Here is a 17289-nt window from a genome sequence, read left to right as displayed (position 1 = left end):
AGGAACTTTACATTTGAGAAAGGGAAAAGCGCGGGGTTAGAAAGCCACGTCGACAATCAGCGTATCGGTGTAGGTTCCGGCGGGTGGCGTGGCCTGATTAGTTAGCACTTTCGCGGTGTAGTTGTAGGTACGCAGTAAACCGTCAGCACTGACCTGCGACGACGTCGCGCTGGTCCAGCGTTCGCTGCCGCTGCCGCCCCAGCGGTTACCCGTGGCTTCTTTATAGATGTCATAACTGAGGTAGTTACTGCCGCTTACCATCCGGCGCACGTTATTCAGCGCGTTAGCACCGTTGTTAATGCCGATGGTATAGGTACTGCCTTTGGTACAGGTGACGGCAATCGCCTGTGAGACGGTGGGGAAACTTTGTACCAGCGGCGCGCTGTTGAAGTTGACGTCCGGCGTGGTCATGGCGCTACAGTCGTTGGTGACGGTCATATCCAACAGGATGGTGGTTGTTGAGGTTCCCGTCTGGGCATTCGTACAAAGGCTTCCAACACCGAAGGCACAGACGCTGTAGCTGATGCTGAAGGTCAACTGCACCTGATAGGGACCGGCAGTGACGTTTTGTCCAGCGACGGTGCGAAAATAGAGCGGAATGTTATACTGCCTTGTCCCCAGCAGCCCCAGCAAGGTATTCCCGCTCCAGGTATACGTTTTACTTATCTGCACCTCGCTGCTGCTCGCACAAGCCGATAATCCGCACAGCCGGGTGGGGATTACGTCCGTAATGGCGGCATTATCCGTACGTTTCATGGTCGCGCGACTGTTGCCCGAGACTGACGCCGTGGTGTAGCTCAGGGTCACCGAATCGTTGGTCAGAACGTTGAGCACGGTATCACACGCCACAACAAGCCTGCCGGTGGTTTCCACCTCCCCGGTTCCGCTGAGCGCGAACGAGGTGACGCTGCCAAACGACGCATTAACCGTACTGACGGTACACGCCGCCCAGCCGCCGCCGGAGAACAGCAACAGCATCAACATCAGCAGACGCTTCATGGCGCCTCCCGACACACCAGCGGACCGTAGGTTTGCAGCTTGTGCTCCGGGTTGGCTCCCACGGTCAGGGTGACCTTGCAGCGTTTTCCGTCAGGCGCGATCACCTCCAGCGGATTCACATCGCTAAGGTTTTCCAGCCAGGCAATACCGTCATACCCCACCACCGCATTGCTGCGCGAGGCACGCCGGACCTGGCTTCCCACCGGCAGCGCCTGGCCGCGCGCATCGTGGAGGATGACGCTTGCCACTCTCTCCTGCTCCATCGGGAAATCGACCAGATAGCCGCTGTGACGCCGAATCGCAATTCGCCGCTCGGTCTCTTTCAGCCGGGTGTCCGCCGGCAGGTTCAGGGTATCAATGCGGTAGCTTGCCGGGTAATACGCCGACACCCCGCTGACCAGCAGGTAACCGTTGTTATTCGTTTTGCCAACGGGCTGGTTCTCATAGCTGACGGGCACGTCCGGATGACCGTCGGTACTGATGACCACAAACGCATCGTTGATCTTATTCGCCGCGAACAACTCGCCGTCCATCAGAACAATCGCGCCCATCGCCTCGCCCCACCAGGTCATCATGTCCCTTTCGCCGTAGCCGCCGCCCTGCAGTTCAATATTGTTATTACGCCAGCCCAGCGTGCCCTGCTGATAGTCACTGGATTTTGACTGGTTGGCCCAGGCCATGTTCCAGCTAAAGCCGCCGTCAGACGGCATGGAATGGTTGTAGTTAATGCGCTGGGTATTGCCCGCATCCGGGGTGTTTTCGACGGTGAACGCGGCGCTGTCGCGTGCCCCCAGCGGCACCTGCAGCGACAGCGCGACCGTCCAGTCTCCCCGCTGCTGGTCCCGGCTCCCGGCGAGGTAAATACTGCTCGCGCCCCACAAATTACGGCTCCATGAGAGATTAAGCAGCTCGGTTTTTTGACTATCAAAACTCTCCACACCAATCCAGGCTGCGCCGATGTTGCCGTACTGTCCCAGGTTGAAGGTCAGAGAATACTGGTCCGTATTGCGGCTGAAGCTGGCGATGGGTTTATCGTTCTCGTCATACACCGTAGGCTGGTCGTAGAGGGCCAGATTGCCAAAGCCGCGGTCCCGACGCGTGTGCTGGGTGGCCACGCTGAACTCGCTGGTGCTGTACTGGTAACCCCAGTTGATTTGCCCGCCCGCCTCCCCGCGCATGCGGCTTTGCGAGTAAGAGGTATTCACCACGCCAAACTGGCCGAGTTTAATCACCGTCCCGGCCCCGCCCAGCGCCAGTTCCTGCGCCCCTTCGGCATGACCCTCCAGCGTCAGCCAGTCCGTCACCCCGTAGCGATACGAACCGCTGCCTACCGCAGGGCCGTAGTCAAAATTCTTGATACCGTAATTACGCCGCAGGCTGCCCAGCGTCACGGCGCCGTCGCTCAGCCCTTTTTTGAGCAGGTCGCTGGAGACGTAAAACGGCAGCGTGGTGCTGACCTGGCGCCCTAATGCATCCGTCGTGACCAGTACCGCATCCCCGGCGCCGTTGATATAGGGCAGATTGGTCAGGGTGAAGGGGCCCGGCTGAAGCTGGGTTGAGCCGGACCGATAGCCGTTGATAAAGAGATCCACCGAGGTGGGTACCGCCGCTTCCCCCGCGAATTCGGGCAGCGGCCACGTCACCAGGTCAGGGCGCAGGGAGAAATCTCGCCCGACGCTGATCCCTCCCATCCGCACGCTGGAGCTCCAGCTCAGGGCATCGCTGATCACGTCCCCGACGCTCCAGCTCATTGCGTCATCCTCGTTAGTGAACAGCAGGGTCGTGTCATAGCGGACATACCCTTCCTGCTGACCGTCGTTACCGGTGAAATTTTCCCGGGCATAGCCGGTGGAGGAAAACGAGCCGTTCTCATTGAAATAGCGGAATTCATGCCAGAGGGACGCCTGTCCGCCGATATGCTCCGTGTGGTTGGTGTAGAGATCGTAATTGAGCAGCGCGCCGCGCCCGAAGTGCGGTTTGGCCTGCGCCGTTTGCGCGCCGAACGGCGTCACGCGGGATGCAACCCAGTCCCGGGGAACGGTCAGCAACAGGCGCTGCCCGGCGCTGTCGTACTCCACCCGAACCTGAGAAAGCGATGAGAGATTCACCTCTCCGGCAGGAACATGTTCCGGGGGCAGTCCCGCGCGCAGCAGGTCAGCGCTGGAGATAAAGAAAGCGCCTTTGCGCTGCGTCACGGGCACGACCAGACCGGTATCGTAGTGGTTGAGCACGAGGGCAAGCTGGAAGACCGCTTCATCATGTATCGCCTGTGCCTGGGGCGGCGGCGGAAGGCTGTCATCGCCGGACTCAGCCCAGGTCGCGGAACTGACGCAAAGCAGTATCATCATCGCCGGCTTCAGTTGACGGGCGTCGACTGCCATTGTGCGTCCCTGGCATTAATCTGCGCGCTCATCCGCTCTGGCTGACGAACGCCTGCGGGTATCGGCCAGCTGCGGGTGCTGCCGGGAAGAACGTAACCCAGCAATCCCTCCGCGACCGTGCGTTTCTGCCCTCCCTGCTCCAGCGCCACCTGGCTCAGCCTGACATGGACATCCCCCCGATTCCGAACCTCCATTACCGGCTGCCCATCCGCTCGCGTCACCCGCCAGCTCAGGTTCCGGGTCTCCACCAGCGCGTGATGCGCCCCCTCTTTTATTGTCGGGATCCCCTGGCCATACACAAACAGCGGAATGGAGTAACGCATCTGCAACTTGAGGCCGATGGCGGGTTCTGCTTTGGCATCAGGCTGAGGAATTTCATCCACGATAATGCGGTAGGCTTGTTCGACGCCTGCGGGAACGGGGGCCTGCTTAATAAGACGGATAAGCTGCTTGCTGCCTGTGCCAATCGTGACGATGGGCGGGCTGGCGACCACATCCTGCTGCGCGGCGTAGCGTTCGTGTCCGTCCTCCTGCTTCCAGCGCACAATACGCACCTGCATCGTGGTGGCGCTGTTTCCCTGGTTCTGGATCCACAGCTCCGTGGCGTTGGCGTCTGCCGCAAGCCACGGGTCGATAGGCCAGAGCAGAATGGTGGCTGCCGCCTGCGCCTGACCGGTTGCCACAGCCATTCCCAACGCGCCCGCCAGACAAACAGGTCTGAAAACTGGCTTCATCAACACTCTCCCTTTATTACCATGACAAGGTCACGGTGAGCTGATCGGAATACGTTCCTGCCGGGCTAAATCCGGTCAGTAGCGCCACGCCAAAAAGCGGCAGCGCGATGTTATTGCTGTTGCTATAGATCACCGGTATCGCCTGGTTGACGCCAATTTCGCTGTTCGCGGCCAGCGAGCTGCTGCTGTAAAGCCGGTATCCCACCACGTCGGCGCCGTTCGAGCGCTTCATGCGGCGAACGGTTGAATAATTCTGTCCGCCATTAATGCTCATGCTCAGCGCCACGCCCGGCGTGCAGGCGATAGACAACGCCCCGTTTGGCACAAAGCTGGTACTTACCGGTGCGCTCTCGACGCCGTTATGGGTGCCAAAATCCAGCGTCCCGAGAACCCCTCCGCTGCCGGTGGCCACCGCGCATCCCGGAACAATCGTCGCGCTGACCTTAAAGGACTGTGACGTCACCGCCTCCGCCGCGGGCGCCATCAGCAATCCGACGATCAGCGCGAAAAAAGGCTGCACGTGTCCCTCTGCGCATATGCGCAGACCAGTAAGAGTTGCCTTCATGGCGGTGCAGGACTAATAGGTGACGCTGACGTTAATCGTGTCGGTGTAGGTGCCCGGGACGACCGTCACGCTGTTACCGCCGCCGGTAATACGTCCGTAGAGGGTGTAACTGTCCACCCCTCCGGCCGTAGAGGCGATCGGCAACGCGGTGTTATTGGCAATCACGCTGTTAAACCCGCTGTCGCTGTACAGGCTGTATGCCACGCCCTGTGCCGCGTTGGCGGTGTTAACCAGATAGCGCGCAGGGGTTCCCGGGGTGCCGACAACGGTGCCGGGTGCGGTGGAGTTGGTGTTGCCGGTGATCGCCACCGTATAGCTGGCGGTCGTACATTGAATAGTGAAGGTGTTTCCGCCGCTGGCGCCGGTGAGCTGCGTGGTCAGAGTGGAAAACGTTGCGGGATGGGTGCCGAAATCCAGTGTCCCGAAGTTAATGCCGTTTTGCGTGGGCGATCCGTTTATCAGACAACCGTTCGTGAGCGTCAGCGTCGCGCCGATGGTGCCGCTACTGGTGACGGCCAGCGCCTGATGGACCGTTGTTGCAGTCAGTAAGGTGCCTGCGCAGATCAAAAGGAGTTTTCTTTTCATTTACCACCCTCCAGAAGACGTCTCCGTTCCCTTGCCACGTTTTATTTTTGTCGTTCAAGATGTTAGCCCCGCTTAATGTTCCTCTGAGGGGGGTTATTGAGAATTTAGTTTACGGATATCGCTTCGACCACCTGCCCCTTAACGCATAAGCACTTTGTCTTATTGACTTCTTATTGCCTTAAATAACAGAGAGTTAAATTATTTTTTTCAGCATTTTCATGCTATCAGGAGAGAATATATCCATTAAAGTGTGATGCAGATCACAATATATCGTCAGGGCAATAACAACAAAATTAATAAAACTTAAAAAGGAGTTGTATCCCCCTACGCTTTGCGTCAATTTATGTGCCGAATAATTTCCCGCGTCGTAATAAAAAATTTATATGTATCGGTGCGGGCTACATCTGAAGCGCATAGAGGGTCTTTTTTCGTGGCAAGTGCAAACAAACTCACACTCTTCTTCGTGATATTCATGCTGGCGGGTATTCTTTCAGGGGCAGCAATTCATGAATATGCATCTGCGGATGCCATCAAAGCCTGGTCGGATAATATTACCCTTCTGACCGATATTTTCCTGCGACTGATCAAAATGGTCATTGCGCCGCTGGTCTTCAGTACGCTCACCGTCGGCATTATGAAGCTGGGCGAAACCTCCACCATTGGCCGCGTGGGCGGCAAAGCGATGGTATGGTTTATCAGCTCATCCGTGCTCTCAATTCTGGTCGGCCTGTTTATCGTCACGCTGGAGCATCCGGGCAGCGGACTGAACCTGACCGTCCCGACCGAGGCGGTGGATACCGGTCTGGCCGTTGGGGGGATGACGCTGAAAGCGTTCCTGTCTCACACCATTCCGACCAGCATCGCGGGGGCGATGTCGAACAATGAGATCCTGCAGATTGTGGTGTTCTCAATGTTCTTCGGCATTGGCGGCGCGTCGCTGGGGCAGAAGTTCAACGCCCCGCTGGTGGCTGCGCTGGACGTGGTTTCCCATATCATGCTGAAGGTCACAGGCTACGTGATGTACGTTGCGCCGCTGGCCATTTTCGCGGCAATCTCATCCGTTATCGCCACGCAGGGTCTGGGCATTCTGTTGAACTATGCCTCCTTTATTGGCGGCTACTACGTTGCCATTCTTCTCACCTGCATGGTGCTGCTGGCCGTGGGTTACATGGTGCTGAAAAAAGAGGTGTTCCGCCTGGTCAGCATGCTGAAAGATCCAGTTCTGGTGGCGTTTACCACCAGCAGTTCTGAAGCGGCCTACCCTAAAACGCTGGAGCAGCTGGAGCGTTTTGGCTGCTCGCGCAACATCGCCTCTTTCGTACTGCCCATTGGCTACTCCTTCAACCTCGTGGGGTCGATGGTGTACTGCTCTTTCGCCTCGATGTTTATTGCGCAGGCGTACAACATTCATCTGAGCTTCTCTGAGGTGACGGTGCTGATGCTGACCCTGATGCTGGCCTCAAAAGGGATTGCGGGCGTACCGCGCTCCTCGCTGGTGGTGCTGGCTGCGACGATCCCAAGCTTTAACATTCCGGTGGCCGGTATTCTGCTGCTGATGGGGATCGACCACTTCCTGGATATGGGCCGTTCCGCAATTAACGTTCTGGGTAATGGTATTGCGACCGCCATGCTGTCGCAGAATGAAGGCGCGCGGGACGCGGAAGCTGAAGCTGAACTGGTAAAGCAGGAAGCGTAATGGCATGAAAAAGCCGGGTGGCGGCTTCGCCTTACCCGGCCTACAAATGACTCGAACACGTAGGCCGGGTAAGCGTCAGCGCCACCCGGCTTTGTTTTAGGCTACGTGACTCGCCGCGATATCCTGCAGTGAAGACGGCCCCCGAGCATTAACGTATGGGTGGCCACGAAAGCTGAGCAGGTGGAGCAGGATGTAAAAAAGCCGGGTGGCGGCTTCGCCTTACCCGGCCTACAAATGGCCCGAACACGTAGGCCGGGTAAGCGTCAGCGCCACCCGGCTTTGTTTTAGGCTACGTGACTCGCGGCGATATCCAGCAGCGCCATCTCATCGCTGTTCAGCAGCTTCTCAATGTTCACCAGAATCAGCATACGCTCGCCGAGCGCGCCCAGACCGGTCAGGTATTCGGTCGACAGCGTGACCGCAAACTCTGGCGCAGGACGAATCTGATCAGAGGTCAGGGAAAGCACGTCAGACACGCCATCCACCACGATCCCCACCACGCGCTGCCCCAGATTCAGGACGATCACCACGGTGTTGTCGTTGTAGTCAACGTCGCCCTGGCTGAACTTCACGCGCAGATCCACGATGGGCACAATGACGCCACGCAGGTTGGTGACACCTTTAATAAACGCAGGCGTGTTAGCGATGCGGGTAACCTGGTCGTAACCACGGATTTCCTGCACTTTCAGGATATCGATGCCGTACTCTTCATCGCCTAAAGTGAATACCAGAAATTCCTGTCCTGATGGCTCGCCCGCCAGTTTCGTTACATTACTCATACCGGTCATGTTATTACCTTCTACTTAATCAGGCGGCTGTGTACGCCACACGTTGTTCACGATTTAATCCCTGAAGCGCCGACACGTCGACGATCAGCGCCACGCTACCATCACCCAGAATGGTGGCGGCAGAAATACCCGGCACTTTGCGGTAGTTGCTTTCGAGGTTCTTCACCACCACCTGGTGCTGACCGATCAGCTGATCGACCAGCAATGCGTAGCGGCGGCCCGCGCTTTGCAGGATCACCACGATACCCTGCGTGGCCTCGGTCTTCGCCCCGTCCACTTCGAACACTTTCCACAGTTCCACCAGCGGCAGGTACTCACCGCGAACCTCGAGGACGCGCTCGCCGCCCGCCAGCGGATGCAGATCTTCCTCACGCGGCTGGAGGGATTCCATCACCGCGTTCAGCGGGAGGATAAAGACTTCGTCCGCCACTTTGACGGACATGCCGTCGAGGATCGCCAGCGTCAGCGGCAGCAGGATGCGAATGGTCGTGCCGGAACCCTGTTTGGACTGGATCTCAACGTGGCCGCCCATCTCCTGGATGTTACGTTTCACCACGTCCATGCCCACGCCGCGCCCGGAGACGTCGGTCACCTGCTCTGCGGTAGAGAAGCCCGGTGCGAAGATCAGCATGCCCACTTCTTCGTCGGTCATGTTTTCATTGACCGCCATTCCCTGCGAAATCGCTTTTGCCAGGATGCGCTCGCGGTTCAGACCGGCGCCGTCATCGGTCACTTCAATGCAGATGTTTCCGCCCTGATGTTCCGCAGACAGGATCAGATTCCCGACCGGGGATTTCCCGGCGGCAATGCGGTTTTCCGGCAGTTCGATACCGTGGTCGAGGCTGTTACGCACCAGGTGCGTTAACGGGTCAATGATGCGCTCGATCAGGCTCTTATCCAGTTCGGTTGAGCTGCCCATCAGGGTCAGTTCAATCTGCTTGTTCAGCTTGCTGGCGAGATCGCGAACCAGACGCGGGAAGCGGCTGAAGACATATTCCATCGGCATCATACGGATGGACATGACCGATTCCTGCAGATCGCGGGCGTTACGCTGCAGCTGGCCCATGCTGGTAATCAAATCCCCGTGGGTGACCGGGTCGAGTTCGTTTGAACGTTGCGCCAGCATCGACTGGGTGATCACCAGTTCGCCCACCAGGTTAATCAGCTGATCAACCTTCTCAACGGCGACACGGATGCTGGTTGACTCGCTGGAGCGCGCGGCAGGTTTTTCACCACGGCCCGGTGCAGCAGCCTCTTTTGGCACCGCCTTGAGCGCCGGGGCCGCAGGGGCCACAGCCGGTGCGGCGGCCTGGGCGACAACAGCCACCTCTTCCGCAGCCGCTGGGGCGTCAACCGCGACAGTTTCGGTTTCGAAGGCGATTTGATCGGCTTCAATCACAAAGCACAGCACTGCCACGATATCGTCCTGGCCAATACCGTCATCAAGCGTCGCGGCCAGGCTGTCTTTGCCTTTAACCACGTTGCTTAATTTCGCCAGGTTACCCAGCTCTTCTTCCAGCAGGTTAACTTCATTCTCTTTCAGGCGAGACAGCACCACGCGCAGTTTGCCCGCCGGTGCGTCGGCAGAGGCAGACGCCTGCGCGGCAACCGTATCCACAACGCTCAGTTTTGCGGCAGGAACCACGGCTGCGGCAACCTCACCTTTGGCTTCCAGCGCGAGCTGGCGCAGCGCATTGCAGATGTATTCAAAGCTGGCGGCGTCAGGCTCTGCCGAACTTTTATAGGCGTCGAGCTGTTCCTGCATAATATCTTTGGTTTCCAAAAACAGGTTGATAATGTCGGTATTGAGCTGCATCTCACCGCGTCGTGCTTCATCAAGCAGGTTTTCCATTAAATGGGTCGTTTCCTGCAGGATGGTAAATCCAAACGTTCCGGCTCCGCCTTTAATGGAATGCGCCGCACGGAAGATGGCATTGAGCTGCTCGGAATCCGGTGCTTCGGGCACCAAATCGAGCAAGTGTTGCTCCATATCGGCCAACAATTCGTCGGCTTCATCAAAGAATGTCTGGTAAAAATCGCTAATATCCATGCTCACGCTATCACCTCGGATTGGCTGGTGGCGATGTTGGAACGGCAGCCGAAGGAACGGCCCCAGGCTGTTTTAAATCGTCCAGTGACTCATTCTGACTTTCGGCGTTTTCATGCAGGATGGCCTGCTCCGCCTGCTGGTTCAGCACTAAAAGACTGATACGACGGTTGATGGCATCATCCGGCCCGCGGTCGGAAACGCGCATGGTTGCGGCCATGCCGACTACGCGCAGTACCTTGCCATCATCAAGCCCACCTGCCACCAGCTCGCGGCGCGAGGCGTTGGCACGGTCGGCAGAAAGTTCCCAGTTGCTGTATCCCTTCTCCCCACTGGCGTAGGGGAAATCATCCGTGTGGCCTGACAGGCTGATTCGGTTAGGAATGCCGTTCAGCACCGGTGCAATGGCACGCAGAATATCGCGCATGTACGGTTCGACTTCCGCACTCCCGGTTTTAAACATCGGGCGGTTCTGGCTGTCGATAATCTGGATACGCAGCCCCTCCTGCACCAGGTCAATCTTCAGATGCGGTCGCAGCGCGCGCAGCTTCGGATCCGCTTCAATCAGCTGATCGAGATCGCCACGCAGTTTTTTCAGCCGCGCCTGTTCCATCTTTCGTTTCAGCTCGTCGATGTTCGGCTCTTTTTTCACCTCACCCTTCTGCTGGGTGTAATCATCGCCGCCGCCCGGGATCGGGCTTTCGCTGTTAGAGATACGCGGCCCGCCGGCCACCGCCGTTGCCAGCGGCGTGCGGAAATATTCGGCAATCTGGATCAGTTCTTTTGGGCTGGAGATGGAGATCAGCCACATCACCAGAAAGAACGCCATCATTGCGGTCATAAAATCGGCGTACGCGATTTTCCACGAGCCGTGGGCGCCATGCCCACCGCCCTTGTGCTTGCGTTTTTTTACGATGACGATCGGATGGGACTGGTTTTTCATGCGTCCTCAGTTGTCGTCTGTTGGTTTGGGTTTTTCACCGCACGCACGTGTTCTTCAAGCTCGATAAACGACGGACGCTCGCTGGAGTAAAGCGTTTTACGGCCAAACTCAACCGCGATCGGTGGCGCATAACCGTTGAGGTTAGAGAGCAGCGTGATCTTCACGCACTGCATCATTTTGGTGGTTTCCGCGCTCTTCTGGCGCAGCACGCTGGCCAGCGGAGAGATAAAGCCGTACGCCAGCAAAATACCGAGGAAGGTACCCACCATCGCATGGGCAATCAGCGCGCCGAGCTCGGCTGCCGGACGGTCCGCTGAGGCCAGGGCGTGCACCACCCCCATGACCGCAGCAACGATACCGAATGCCGGAAGCGAGTCGCCGACCAGCGCCAGGCTGTTAGCCGGCACTTCCGATTCGCTTTCATGGGTTTCAATCTCTTCATCCATCAGCGCTTCGATTTCGAAGGTATTCATGTTGCCGCTGATGATCAGTCGCAGATAGTCGACGATGAAATCCAGCATCATGGCATCAGCGAGAATGCGCGGATAGCTGGCAAAAATTTCGCTCTCTTTCGGGTTTTCAATATCCCGCTCAAGCGAGAACATGCCCTGCTGACGCGACTTCGCCATCAGGCGATAGAGCAGTGCCAGCAGATCCATATACATGCTTTTGGTGTATTTTGAGCGACGGAACAGCAATGGAATTGCTTTCAGCGTGCCCTTGATCGATTTACCGTTGTTGCCAACGATAAAAGCCCCTACCCCTGCGCCGCCGATGATAATAAGTTCAGCCGGTTGATAGAGTGCTCCAAGGTGCCCGCCGGTCATCATGTAACCGCCGAAAACTGTACCGAGAACTACCAGGTAACCTAATAAGATAAGCACGACATCATCCTTCCGCTAGTGACTATGGCAAGGACGTCCAGCTCGCAGCGTTGACCGTTCGCGGGGTAAAAAAAAGCAGCGGTAATCGCTTACCGCTGCTGGAATCTTTCCCACACGTTCGGGTTAAACAGCTTGTTCGATCTGTTCATCCAGCAGTTGTGGAATAATATCGGCAGCATCCCGGGAAAGTTTACGTCTTTTTACTGCACGGGAAGGAGGCTGACATAAACTACAGGCGAAGCTGCCTGCAGGTTGGTGAGCATGGGTAATGAAATTGCCGTTGCAGCAGTTGCAGCGCGACAGCTCAAGCATTCCGCTCTCAACAAAACGCACCAGCGTCCATGCGCGGGTCAGCGCCAGCAGAGGACCTTCTTCCTGCTGTGGGCATTGTTCAAGGTAAAGTTTGTAGGCTTTGATCACGGCGTCAACGCCGCTACACAAACCGGTTTTGAGAAGATACTGCCAGGCATTACAGAACATGGAAGCGTGAATATTCTGCTCCCACGTCATAAACCAGTCGGTAGAAAACGGCAGCATGCCTTTCGGCGGGGGACTACCACGTAACTCTTTGTACAGTTTAATGAGACGACCACGGCTCAACTGCGTCTCGCTTTCCAGCATTTGTAAACGAGCACCCAGTGTAATCAGCTCCATGGCCAACTGTATGTCACGCGCTTCCTGAACAATGCTTTTCTCGCTCATTGCTAGGCCCTTTTCTTACGGGCTACGTCATCAGGCTGGCTGATTTCGTTAAGCAAGCGAGTAGAGAGAAGAATACCGGTATGGATCTGTTGAAGATCGTCTACACGGGACTCCTGCGTCAGACGCGTTATAGTCTGAGAGTCATCGAAACGGAACTGGCAAACCAGTTGATTCGTTTCAGCCAGTTTAACCATCTGCGGGAGGGTTAAACCACCCAGCATGGTTGCCATCTCTTCGTTAATACCCAGACGAAACATCGCGGACGCCTTGTCCTGACTAATCAAACGCTGCGCGAGCAGTAAATACGACAAATTGATGTCATAGATATGTTTTAGCAACTCGGATGTATGCATTGTTCCCATCCCGAATAACCAACTATTATTTTTATGCGGAAAGACCGCACCCCGTGATGTCGCCGGGAAATCACCCGGTATAAAAAAGAAAAGGCTAAATGCATAGTTGAATTTAGGTTTGTATTCATCGAAACGCGTAAGAGAGGAAACGCAAATGCGTCTCTTACATGTTTTATCATTTCTTACAAATAACTAAGATTTTTCCTAATTCGACGCAAACTCTACTCGTCAGTTTTGACACATACAATCCAGCCATCCTCAAATTTAAAAAAATGTGATCTACGTCACACAATTTAAGTGAATATGACCCATAAATCCATCAGTATGACTTGTAATTTGTTCAATTATTAACCAATCGACACTGTTTTGTATTCTTAATTGACGAATACTCATGCAGAAGGGTGATCAGAACTGGCATGCAACGTGCTTTTCCTCGGGTGGACGTCGCGCGGAAACATTTACATCATTCACCCCTCCGGGAAACATTTTTCTTACTGTGAAAAAACATAGAGTTATGCAGGCAGCCCAAAAAAGATATTTCAGAGCGTGATCATTCGAAATGATTTTGTAACGCATCAAAACGATTCAACAGTCAAGGCATAAAATTGTGTGATTTACGTTAAGTTGTTAATTTTTTTCATTTAGGCGCATTTTTCAGTTATTCTTCTTATAAGAATAATTAATGAATAATTATGATAAGCTTCACACTAATGTCGTAATCAGCCCTTGCAGAACCCGGAAAATCGCGGTAAAGGTGATCAAACGCTGTCAGTCAGACACCCAAGGAGTGCGCCATGAGTTACTCCCATCTACTTGTTTCTGTTGCCGTTTCCCCAGAAAGCCATCAACTCGTCGCCCGGGCAGTTTCCATTGCCAGACCTCACAATGCCCGCATCAGCCTCATCACGCTTGCGGCCGAACCCGAGATGTATAATCAGCTGGCTGCCCCCATGCTGGAGGATATTCGTGAGGTACTTCAGGAGGAAACACAGCAATTTCTGCGCGAGCTGGTCGAAAAGGCACACTATCCTGTCTATGAAACCGTAATTGCGACAGGAGAACTTAATGCCCATATTCTCGACATGTGTCGTAAACAGAATATTGATTTAGTGATATGCGGTAATCATAACCACAGCTTTTTATCGCGCGCGGCCTGCGCGGCGAAATCCATTGTCGCATCAAGTCAGGTTGACGTGTTATTAGTGCCGCTTGGGGGGCGTTAACCCCCCAGGGAAATATCAGGCAAGTTTAGGGAAAGTTGCGATCTTTTTTTGTAAATCGCCTTCATGGCTTTGTGGGGCGATATCGCGGAGATCCTGAATAAAACGCGCCTGCCAGTGGTTAATATCGTTCTTCCGGATCGTCTCCATCATTTCAGCATGGCGGGAAATACGTTCCGTGAGCGGCATGGTCAGCGCGCGGTTCAGGGCATTCGCCACGTCATCGCGATCGTAAGGGTTCACAATCAGCGCCGAGGTAAGCTCATTTGCGGCCCCGGCAAACTGGGATAGCACCAGGACACCCGGATCGGCGGGGTCCTGCGCTGCCACATACTCTTTCGCGACCAGGTTCATCCCGTCGCGCAGCGGCGTCACCAGGCCGACGTCCGCGTAGCGGAAGACCTTCATCAGGATCTTGCGGTCGAAGTGCTGATTCAGATAAAACAGCGGCGTCCAGCCCAGCTGCCCGTAGCGGCCATTAATGCGCCCGGCTTCGGTCTCCAGCTGATGGCGAATGTCCTGATAGGCCTGAACCTCACCGCGCGACGTCGGCGCAATCTGGGTATAACGGATTTTACCGTGATGCTCCGGATATTTATCCAGCAGCGTTTCATATGCCAGGAAGCGTTCCGGCAGCCCTTTAGAATAATCAAGACGCTCGACCGAGAAGATATTTTTCACGTGCTTGAGTTCATTCTTAAGCTGCGCCAGCTTCGGCGGCAGCGGGCCGGAGGCCTGCTCCGCGATTTCGTCAGGTTCAATCCCTATTGGATACACTTCGGTGTGGAACGTTTTTCCCCACGCCGTATGGGTTTTCCCGCCTTTGGTCACCAGACGCGCTTTCCCTGACACGGAGTCCAGGAATGCCAGGCGGTCATTTTCCGTCTGGAAGCCCAGCAAATCGTAGTCACACAGCGCTTCCAGCAGCTCTTCATGCGGCGGCAGCGCGGTAAAAATTTCCGGCGTCGGGAACGGGATGTGCAGGAAGAAGCCAATCCGGTTATTCACTCCCCTCTTTCGCAGCTCTCTCGCGAACGGCAGCAGGTGATAATCGTGGATCCATAAAATATCGTCTTCCTCTATCAATGGCAGCAGTTTATCCGCCAGCAGCGCATTCACGCGCGCGTAGCCTTCGAAGGATTCACGCTGGAATTTGACCAGGTCAAGACGATAGTGAAACGCCGGCCACAGGACGGCATTCGAGAACTGCGAGTAATACTCGTCGTAGTCTTTCTCTTTCAGTGCAAACGACGCCCACGTGATATTCCCGCGCGTCACTTTTGTGAGCGGTTTCTCTTCTTCACTGATTTCTCCGCTCCAGCCAAACCACAGCCCGCCAGCGGCTTTCAAGGCACCTAACACCCCTACCGCCAGGCCACCCGCACTGGCTTTTTTATCATCAGGCGGTGCGATTCGGTTAGAGACGACGACTAAGCGACCCATAATGGTTTCCCCCTTTGTTTTGCGCTATTTGTTGTTGTTGCTGGTTAGCGATATCAGATACCCACTGCCAGACGCTGGCGACATCCGCCAGCCGCCATTCGGCGACAGTGTCACCAGGCCCTACCTTAACGGCGATCCCTCCGGCCTGATTAACCACACGGAACCCGGCCTCGTCGGTCAGGTCATCCCCTAAGAAAACAGGCGTCCGGCCCTTAAAAGGCGCCTCCGCCATAAAGGCGGTGATGGCTGCGCCTTTATTAATCCCCTCCGGCTTTAACTCCACCACGCATTTGCCCGGCTGCAGCGCCAGCTGTGGATGCGCATCCGCAACCGTCTGAGCAAGCGCGAGCACGGCATCTTCGTGCTGCGGTGCCTGGCGATAATGCAGGGCAAAGGCCATGCCTTTGGCTTCCAGCTCGGTGCCAGGCAGGTCGGCCAGCGCAGCAGAGAGCCGCTTCTGGAGCGTTTGCGTGAGTGCGTCGGGGAGTGAAACGATATGCGTTTGATCATGGATGTCGCGGCGCTCCGCTCCGTGTACACCGGCCAGCGGAAAGTGGTATGGACTGGCGAGCAGATCCAGCTCGGCCATTGAGCGCCCTGATATCAATGCCAGTGCTCCCTCATTCATGAGCGAGAGCTGATGCAAATCCTGTAACACCGCCTCCGGAATAGACACCTGATCGGGGTGCGGTTTTATCCCGGCGAGCGTGCCGTCGAGATCAAAAAAGAAAGCATAATGTCCGGGCAGTACAGGCGGTGCGGTTAACAAGTCAGCCACCCTTTTCCTCCTTACGGTTGACGAGAGGTAAACGCCTTTACCTCTTTCATAGCCATGTAAGTATAGACAGTGTGACGTCGCTCGCCATTTGACAACCGCCTCGCCAGTTTTACTGGCGGGGCGGTGAAGGGGTCAACTATGGTTATAAGTTGAGCAATAAAAGAGGTGCAAAACGGTTACACGGTACGCTTCGCTTTTTGCTTGTAACGGTCGAATATCACCGCTGCCAGCAGGATCAAACCACGCACCACGTACTGCGAGAACGGCGAAATATTCAGCAGGTTCATGGCGTTCTCTACCGTGCCCAAAATCAGGATACCGGCCACCACATATGAGATTTTTCCGATGCCTCCCTTGAGGGAAACGCCCCCTAACACGCAGGCCGAAATAACGATCAGCTCATAACCGATAGAGGTCATTGGCTGGCCGCTGGTCATACGCGACGCCAGAATAATCCCCGCCGCGGCAGAAACCAGCCCCGAGAGCACAAAGATAATAATCTTGGTGCGCACCACCGGTACCCCGGCCAGACGGGCGGCCTCTTCGTTACCGCCAATCGCCAGCGTATTACGGCCAAAGGTGGTCCGGTTAAGCAGGAAGCCGAACAGGATCAGGCAGGCCACGGTCAGCCAGATAGGCGCAGGCAGACCCAGCCAGTTGGCGTAACCCAGCGTAAAGAAGCGCTCGTCTTCAATCCCCACCGCTTTACCGTCGGAGATGATATAGGCCAGCCCGCGGACAATTTGCATTGTCGCAAGCGTCGTGATCAGGGCGTTAATCTTCAGGCGCGCGATAACAAAACCGTTCACCAGGCCGCTGATGACGCCGAGTAACAGACCGGCAAAAACGCCAATCCACAGGCTCTCCGTCATGTTGATCACCACGGCCGTCGTAACGCCTGCACAGGCAATCACCGACGCCACCGACAGGTCAAAATCGCCGGAGGCCAGACAGAACAGCATCCCGCAGGCCACCATCCCGGACATGGAGATGGCGAGACCCAGCCCCTTCATATTAATGAAGGTGGCAAAGTTGGGGACAAAGATCGCGCAGGCGACGAACAGTGCGGCAAACACCACCAGCATGCCGTACTGATCCCAGATACGCCCAACGCTCAACGCCGACTTCGACTTCGGCACTCCGGATGTAGTAACAGAGGACATCATTAACT

The 17289-nt window shown here is 55.9% G+C and carries 16 protein-coding genes; 2 read left to right on the top strand and 14 right to left on the bottom strand.

The features are described 5' to 3' along the window. Positions 1-36 precede the first annotated feature (36 nt). The 5 genes from C6A40_RS13810 to C6A40_RS13790 are packed head-to-tail and all read right to left on the bottom strand — an operon-like array spanning position 37 to position 5264. Positions 37-999, bottom strand: coding sequence for a Csu type fimbrial protein (locus tag C6A40_RS13810; RefSeq protein ID WP_045335050.1), 963 nt, complete (start codon positions 997-999; stop codon positions 37-39). Beyond that, positions 996-3380, bottom strand: coding sequence for a fimbria/pilus outer membrane usher protein (locus C6A40_RS13805; protein ID WP_045335052.1), 2385 nt, complete (start codon positions 3378-3380; stop codon positions 996-998). Before C6A40_RS13805 ends, C6A40_RS13810 begins: the two co-directional genes overlap by 4 nt. Then, positions 3356-4114, bottom strand: a complete 759-nt coding sequence (locus tag C6A40_RS13800) for a fimbrial biogenesis chaperone (protein WP_045335054.1) — start codon at positions 4112-4114, stop codon at positions 3356-3358. The genes C6A40_RS13805 and C6A40_RS13800 overlap by 25 nt, the downstream gene beginning before the upstream one ends. A 16-nt stretch (positions 4115-4130) precedes the next feature. Then, complete coding sequence (locus tag C6A40_RS13795) at positions 4131-4679, bottom strand: Csu type fimbrial protein (RefSeq protein WP_045335056.1); 549 nt, start codon at positions 4677-4679, stop codon at positions 4131-4133. Positions 4680-4691: 12 nt separating this feature from the next. Continuing rightward, entirely contained in the window at positions 4692-5264 is a 573-nt protein-coding gene (locus tag C6A40_RS13790) for a Csu type fimbrial protein (protein ID WP_008500422.1), read from the bottom strand. A gap of 430 nt (positions 5265-5694) precedes the next feature. On the opposite strand from C6A40_RS13790, the gene C6A40_RS13785 reads away from it, so the two are divergent. Continuing rightward, positions 5695-6960 (top strand): dicarboxylate/amino acid:cation symporter, encoded by a 1266-nt coding sequence (locus C6A40_RS13785; RefSeq protein ID WP_114191296.1) that lies wholly within the window; start codon positions 5695-5697, stop codon positions 6958-6960. 284 nt (positions 6961-7244) lie between these two features. On the opposite strand, the gene cheW is transcribed toward C6A40_RS13785, so the two are convergent. From cheW to flhD, 6 genes are all read right to left on the bottom strand, one after another. Beyond that, complete coding sequence (gene cheW / locus C6A40_RS13780) at positions 7245-7748, bottom strand: chemotaxis protein CheW (protein ID WP_008500420.1); 504 nt, start codon at positions 7746-7748, stop codon at positions 7245-7247. Positions 7749-7767: 19 nt separating this feature from the next. Then, on the bottom strand, positions 7768-9804 hold the full coding sequence (cheA, locus tag C6A40_RS13775) for a chemotaxis protein CheA (protein ID WP_045335058.1): 2037 nt from the start codon (positions 9802-9804) through the stop codon (positions 7768-7770). A 4-nt stretch (positions 9805-9808) separates the two neighbouring features. Beyond that, on the bottom strand, positions 9809-10738 hold the full coding sequence (gene motB, locus C6A40_RS13770) for a flagellar motor protein MotB (RefSeq protein WP_008500418.1): 930 nt from the start codon (positions 10736-10738) through the stop codon (positions 9809-9811). After that, positions 10735-11622 (bottom strand): flagellar motor stator protein MotA, encoded by an 888-nt coding sequence (motA, locus tag C6A40_RS13765; RefSeq protein ID WP_008500417.1) that lies wholly within the window; start codon positions 11620-11622, stop codon positions 10735-10737. Before motA ends, motB begins: the two co-directional genes overlap by 4 nt. Positions 11623-11745: 123 nt before the next feature. Further along, complete coding sequence (gene flhC, locus C6A40_RS13760) at positions 11746-12324, bottom strand: flagellar transcriptional regulator FlhC (protein WP_008500416.1); 579 nt, start codon at positions 12322-12324, stop codon at positions 11746-11748. Between the two features lie 2 nt (positions 12325-12326). Then, the gene (gene flhD, locus C6A40_RS13755) at positions 12327-12677 is read right to left on the bottom strand and encodes a flagellar transcriptional regulator FlhD (RefSeq protein WP_008500415.1); all 351 of its coding nucleotides are present in this window, start codon (positions 12675-12677) and stop codon (positions 12327-12329) included. A 794-nt stretch (positions 12678-13471) separates the two neighbouring features. Between flhD and uspC the strand changes: the two genes are divergently transcribed. After that, the gene (uspC, locus tag C6A40_RS13750; protein WP_008500414.1) at positions 13472-13900 is read left to right on the top strand and encodes a universal stress protein UspC; all 429 of its coding nucleotides are present in this window, start codon (positions 13472-13474) and stop codon (positions 13898-13900) included. Between the two features lie 15 nt (positions 13901-13915). Here uspC and otsA read toward each other — a convergent pair whose 3' ends face one another. From otsA to araH, 3 genes are all read right to left on the bottom strand, one after another. Continuing rightward, positions 13916-15340, bottom strand: coding sequence for an alpha,alpha-trehalose-phosphate synthase (gene otsA / locus C6A40_RS13745; RefSeq protein WP_008500413.1), 1425 nt, complete (start codon positions 15338-15340; stop codon positions 13916-13918). Further along, positions 15315-16118, bottom strand: coding sequence for a trehalose-phosphatase (gene otsB, locus C6A40_RS13740; protein WP_045335060.1), 804 nt, complete (start codon positions 16116-16118; stop codon positions 15315-15317). Before otsB ends, otsA begins: the two co-directional genes overlap by 26 nt. A gap of 176 nt (positions 16119-16294) precedes the next feature. Then, complete coding sequence (gene araH, locus C6A40_RS13735; RefSeq protein ID WP_171843394.1) at positions 16295-17284, bottom strand: L-arabinose ABC transporter permease AraH; 990 nt, start codon at positions 17282-17284, stop codon at positions 16295-16297. Positions 17285-17289: the final 5 nt, after the last annotated feature.

Source organism: Enterobacter sp. GER_MD16_1505_Eko_090 (genome assembly GCF_003331015.1).
GTDB lineage: Bacteria > Pseudomonadota > Gammaproteobacteria > Enterobacterales > Enterobacteriaceae > Enterobacter > Enterobacter roggenkampii.
The sequence above is the reverse complement of the archived record's forward strand: the minus strand, read 5'-3'. Positions and strand labels throughout refer to the sequence as shown.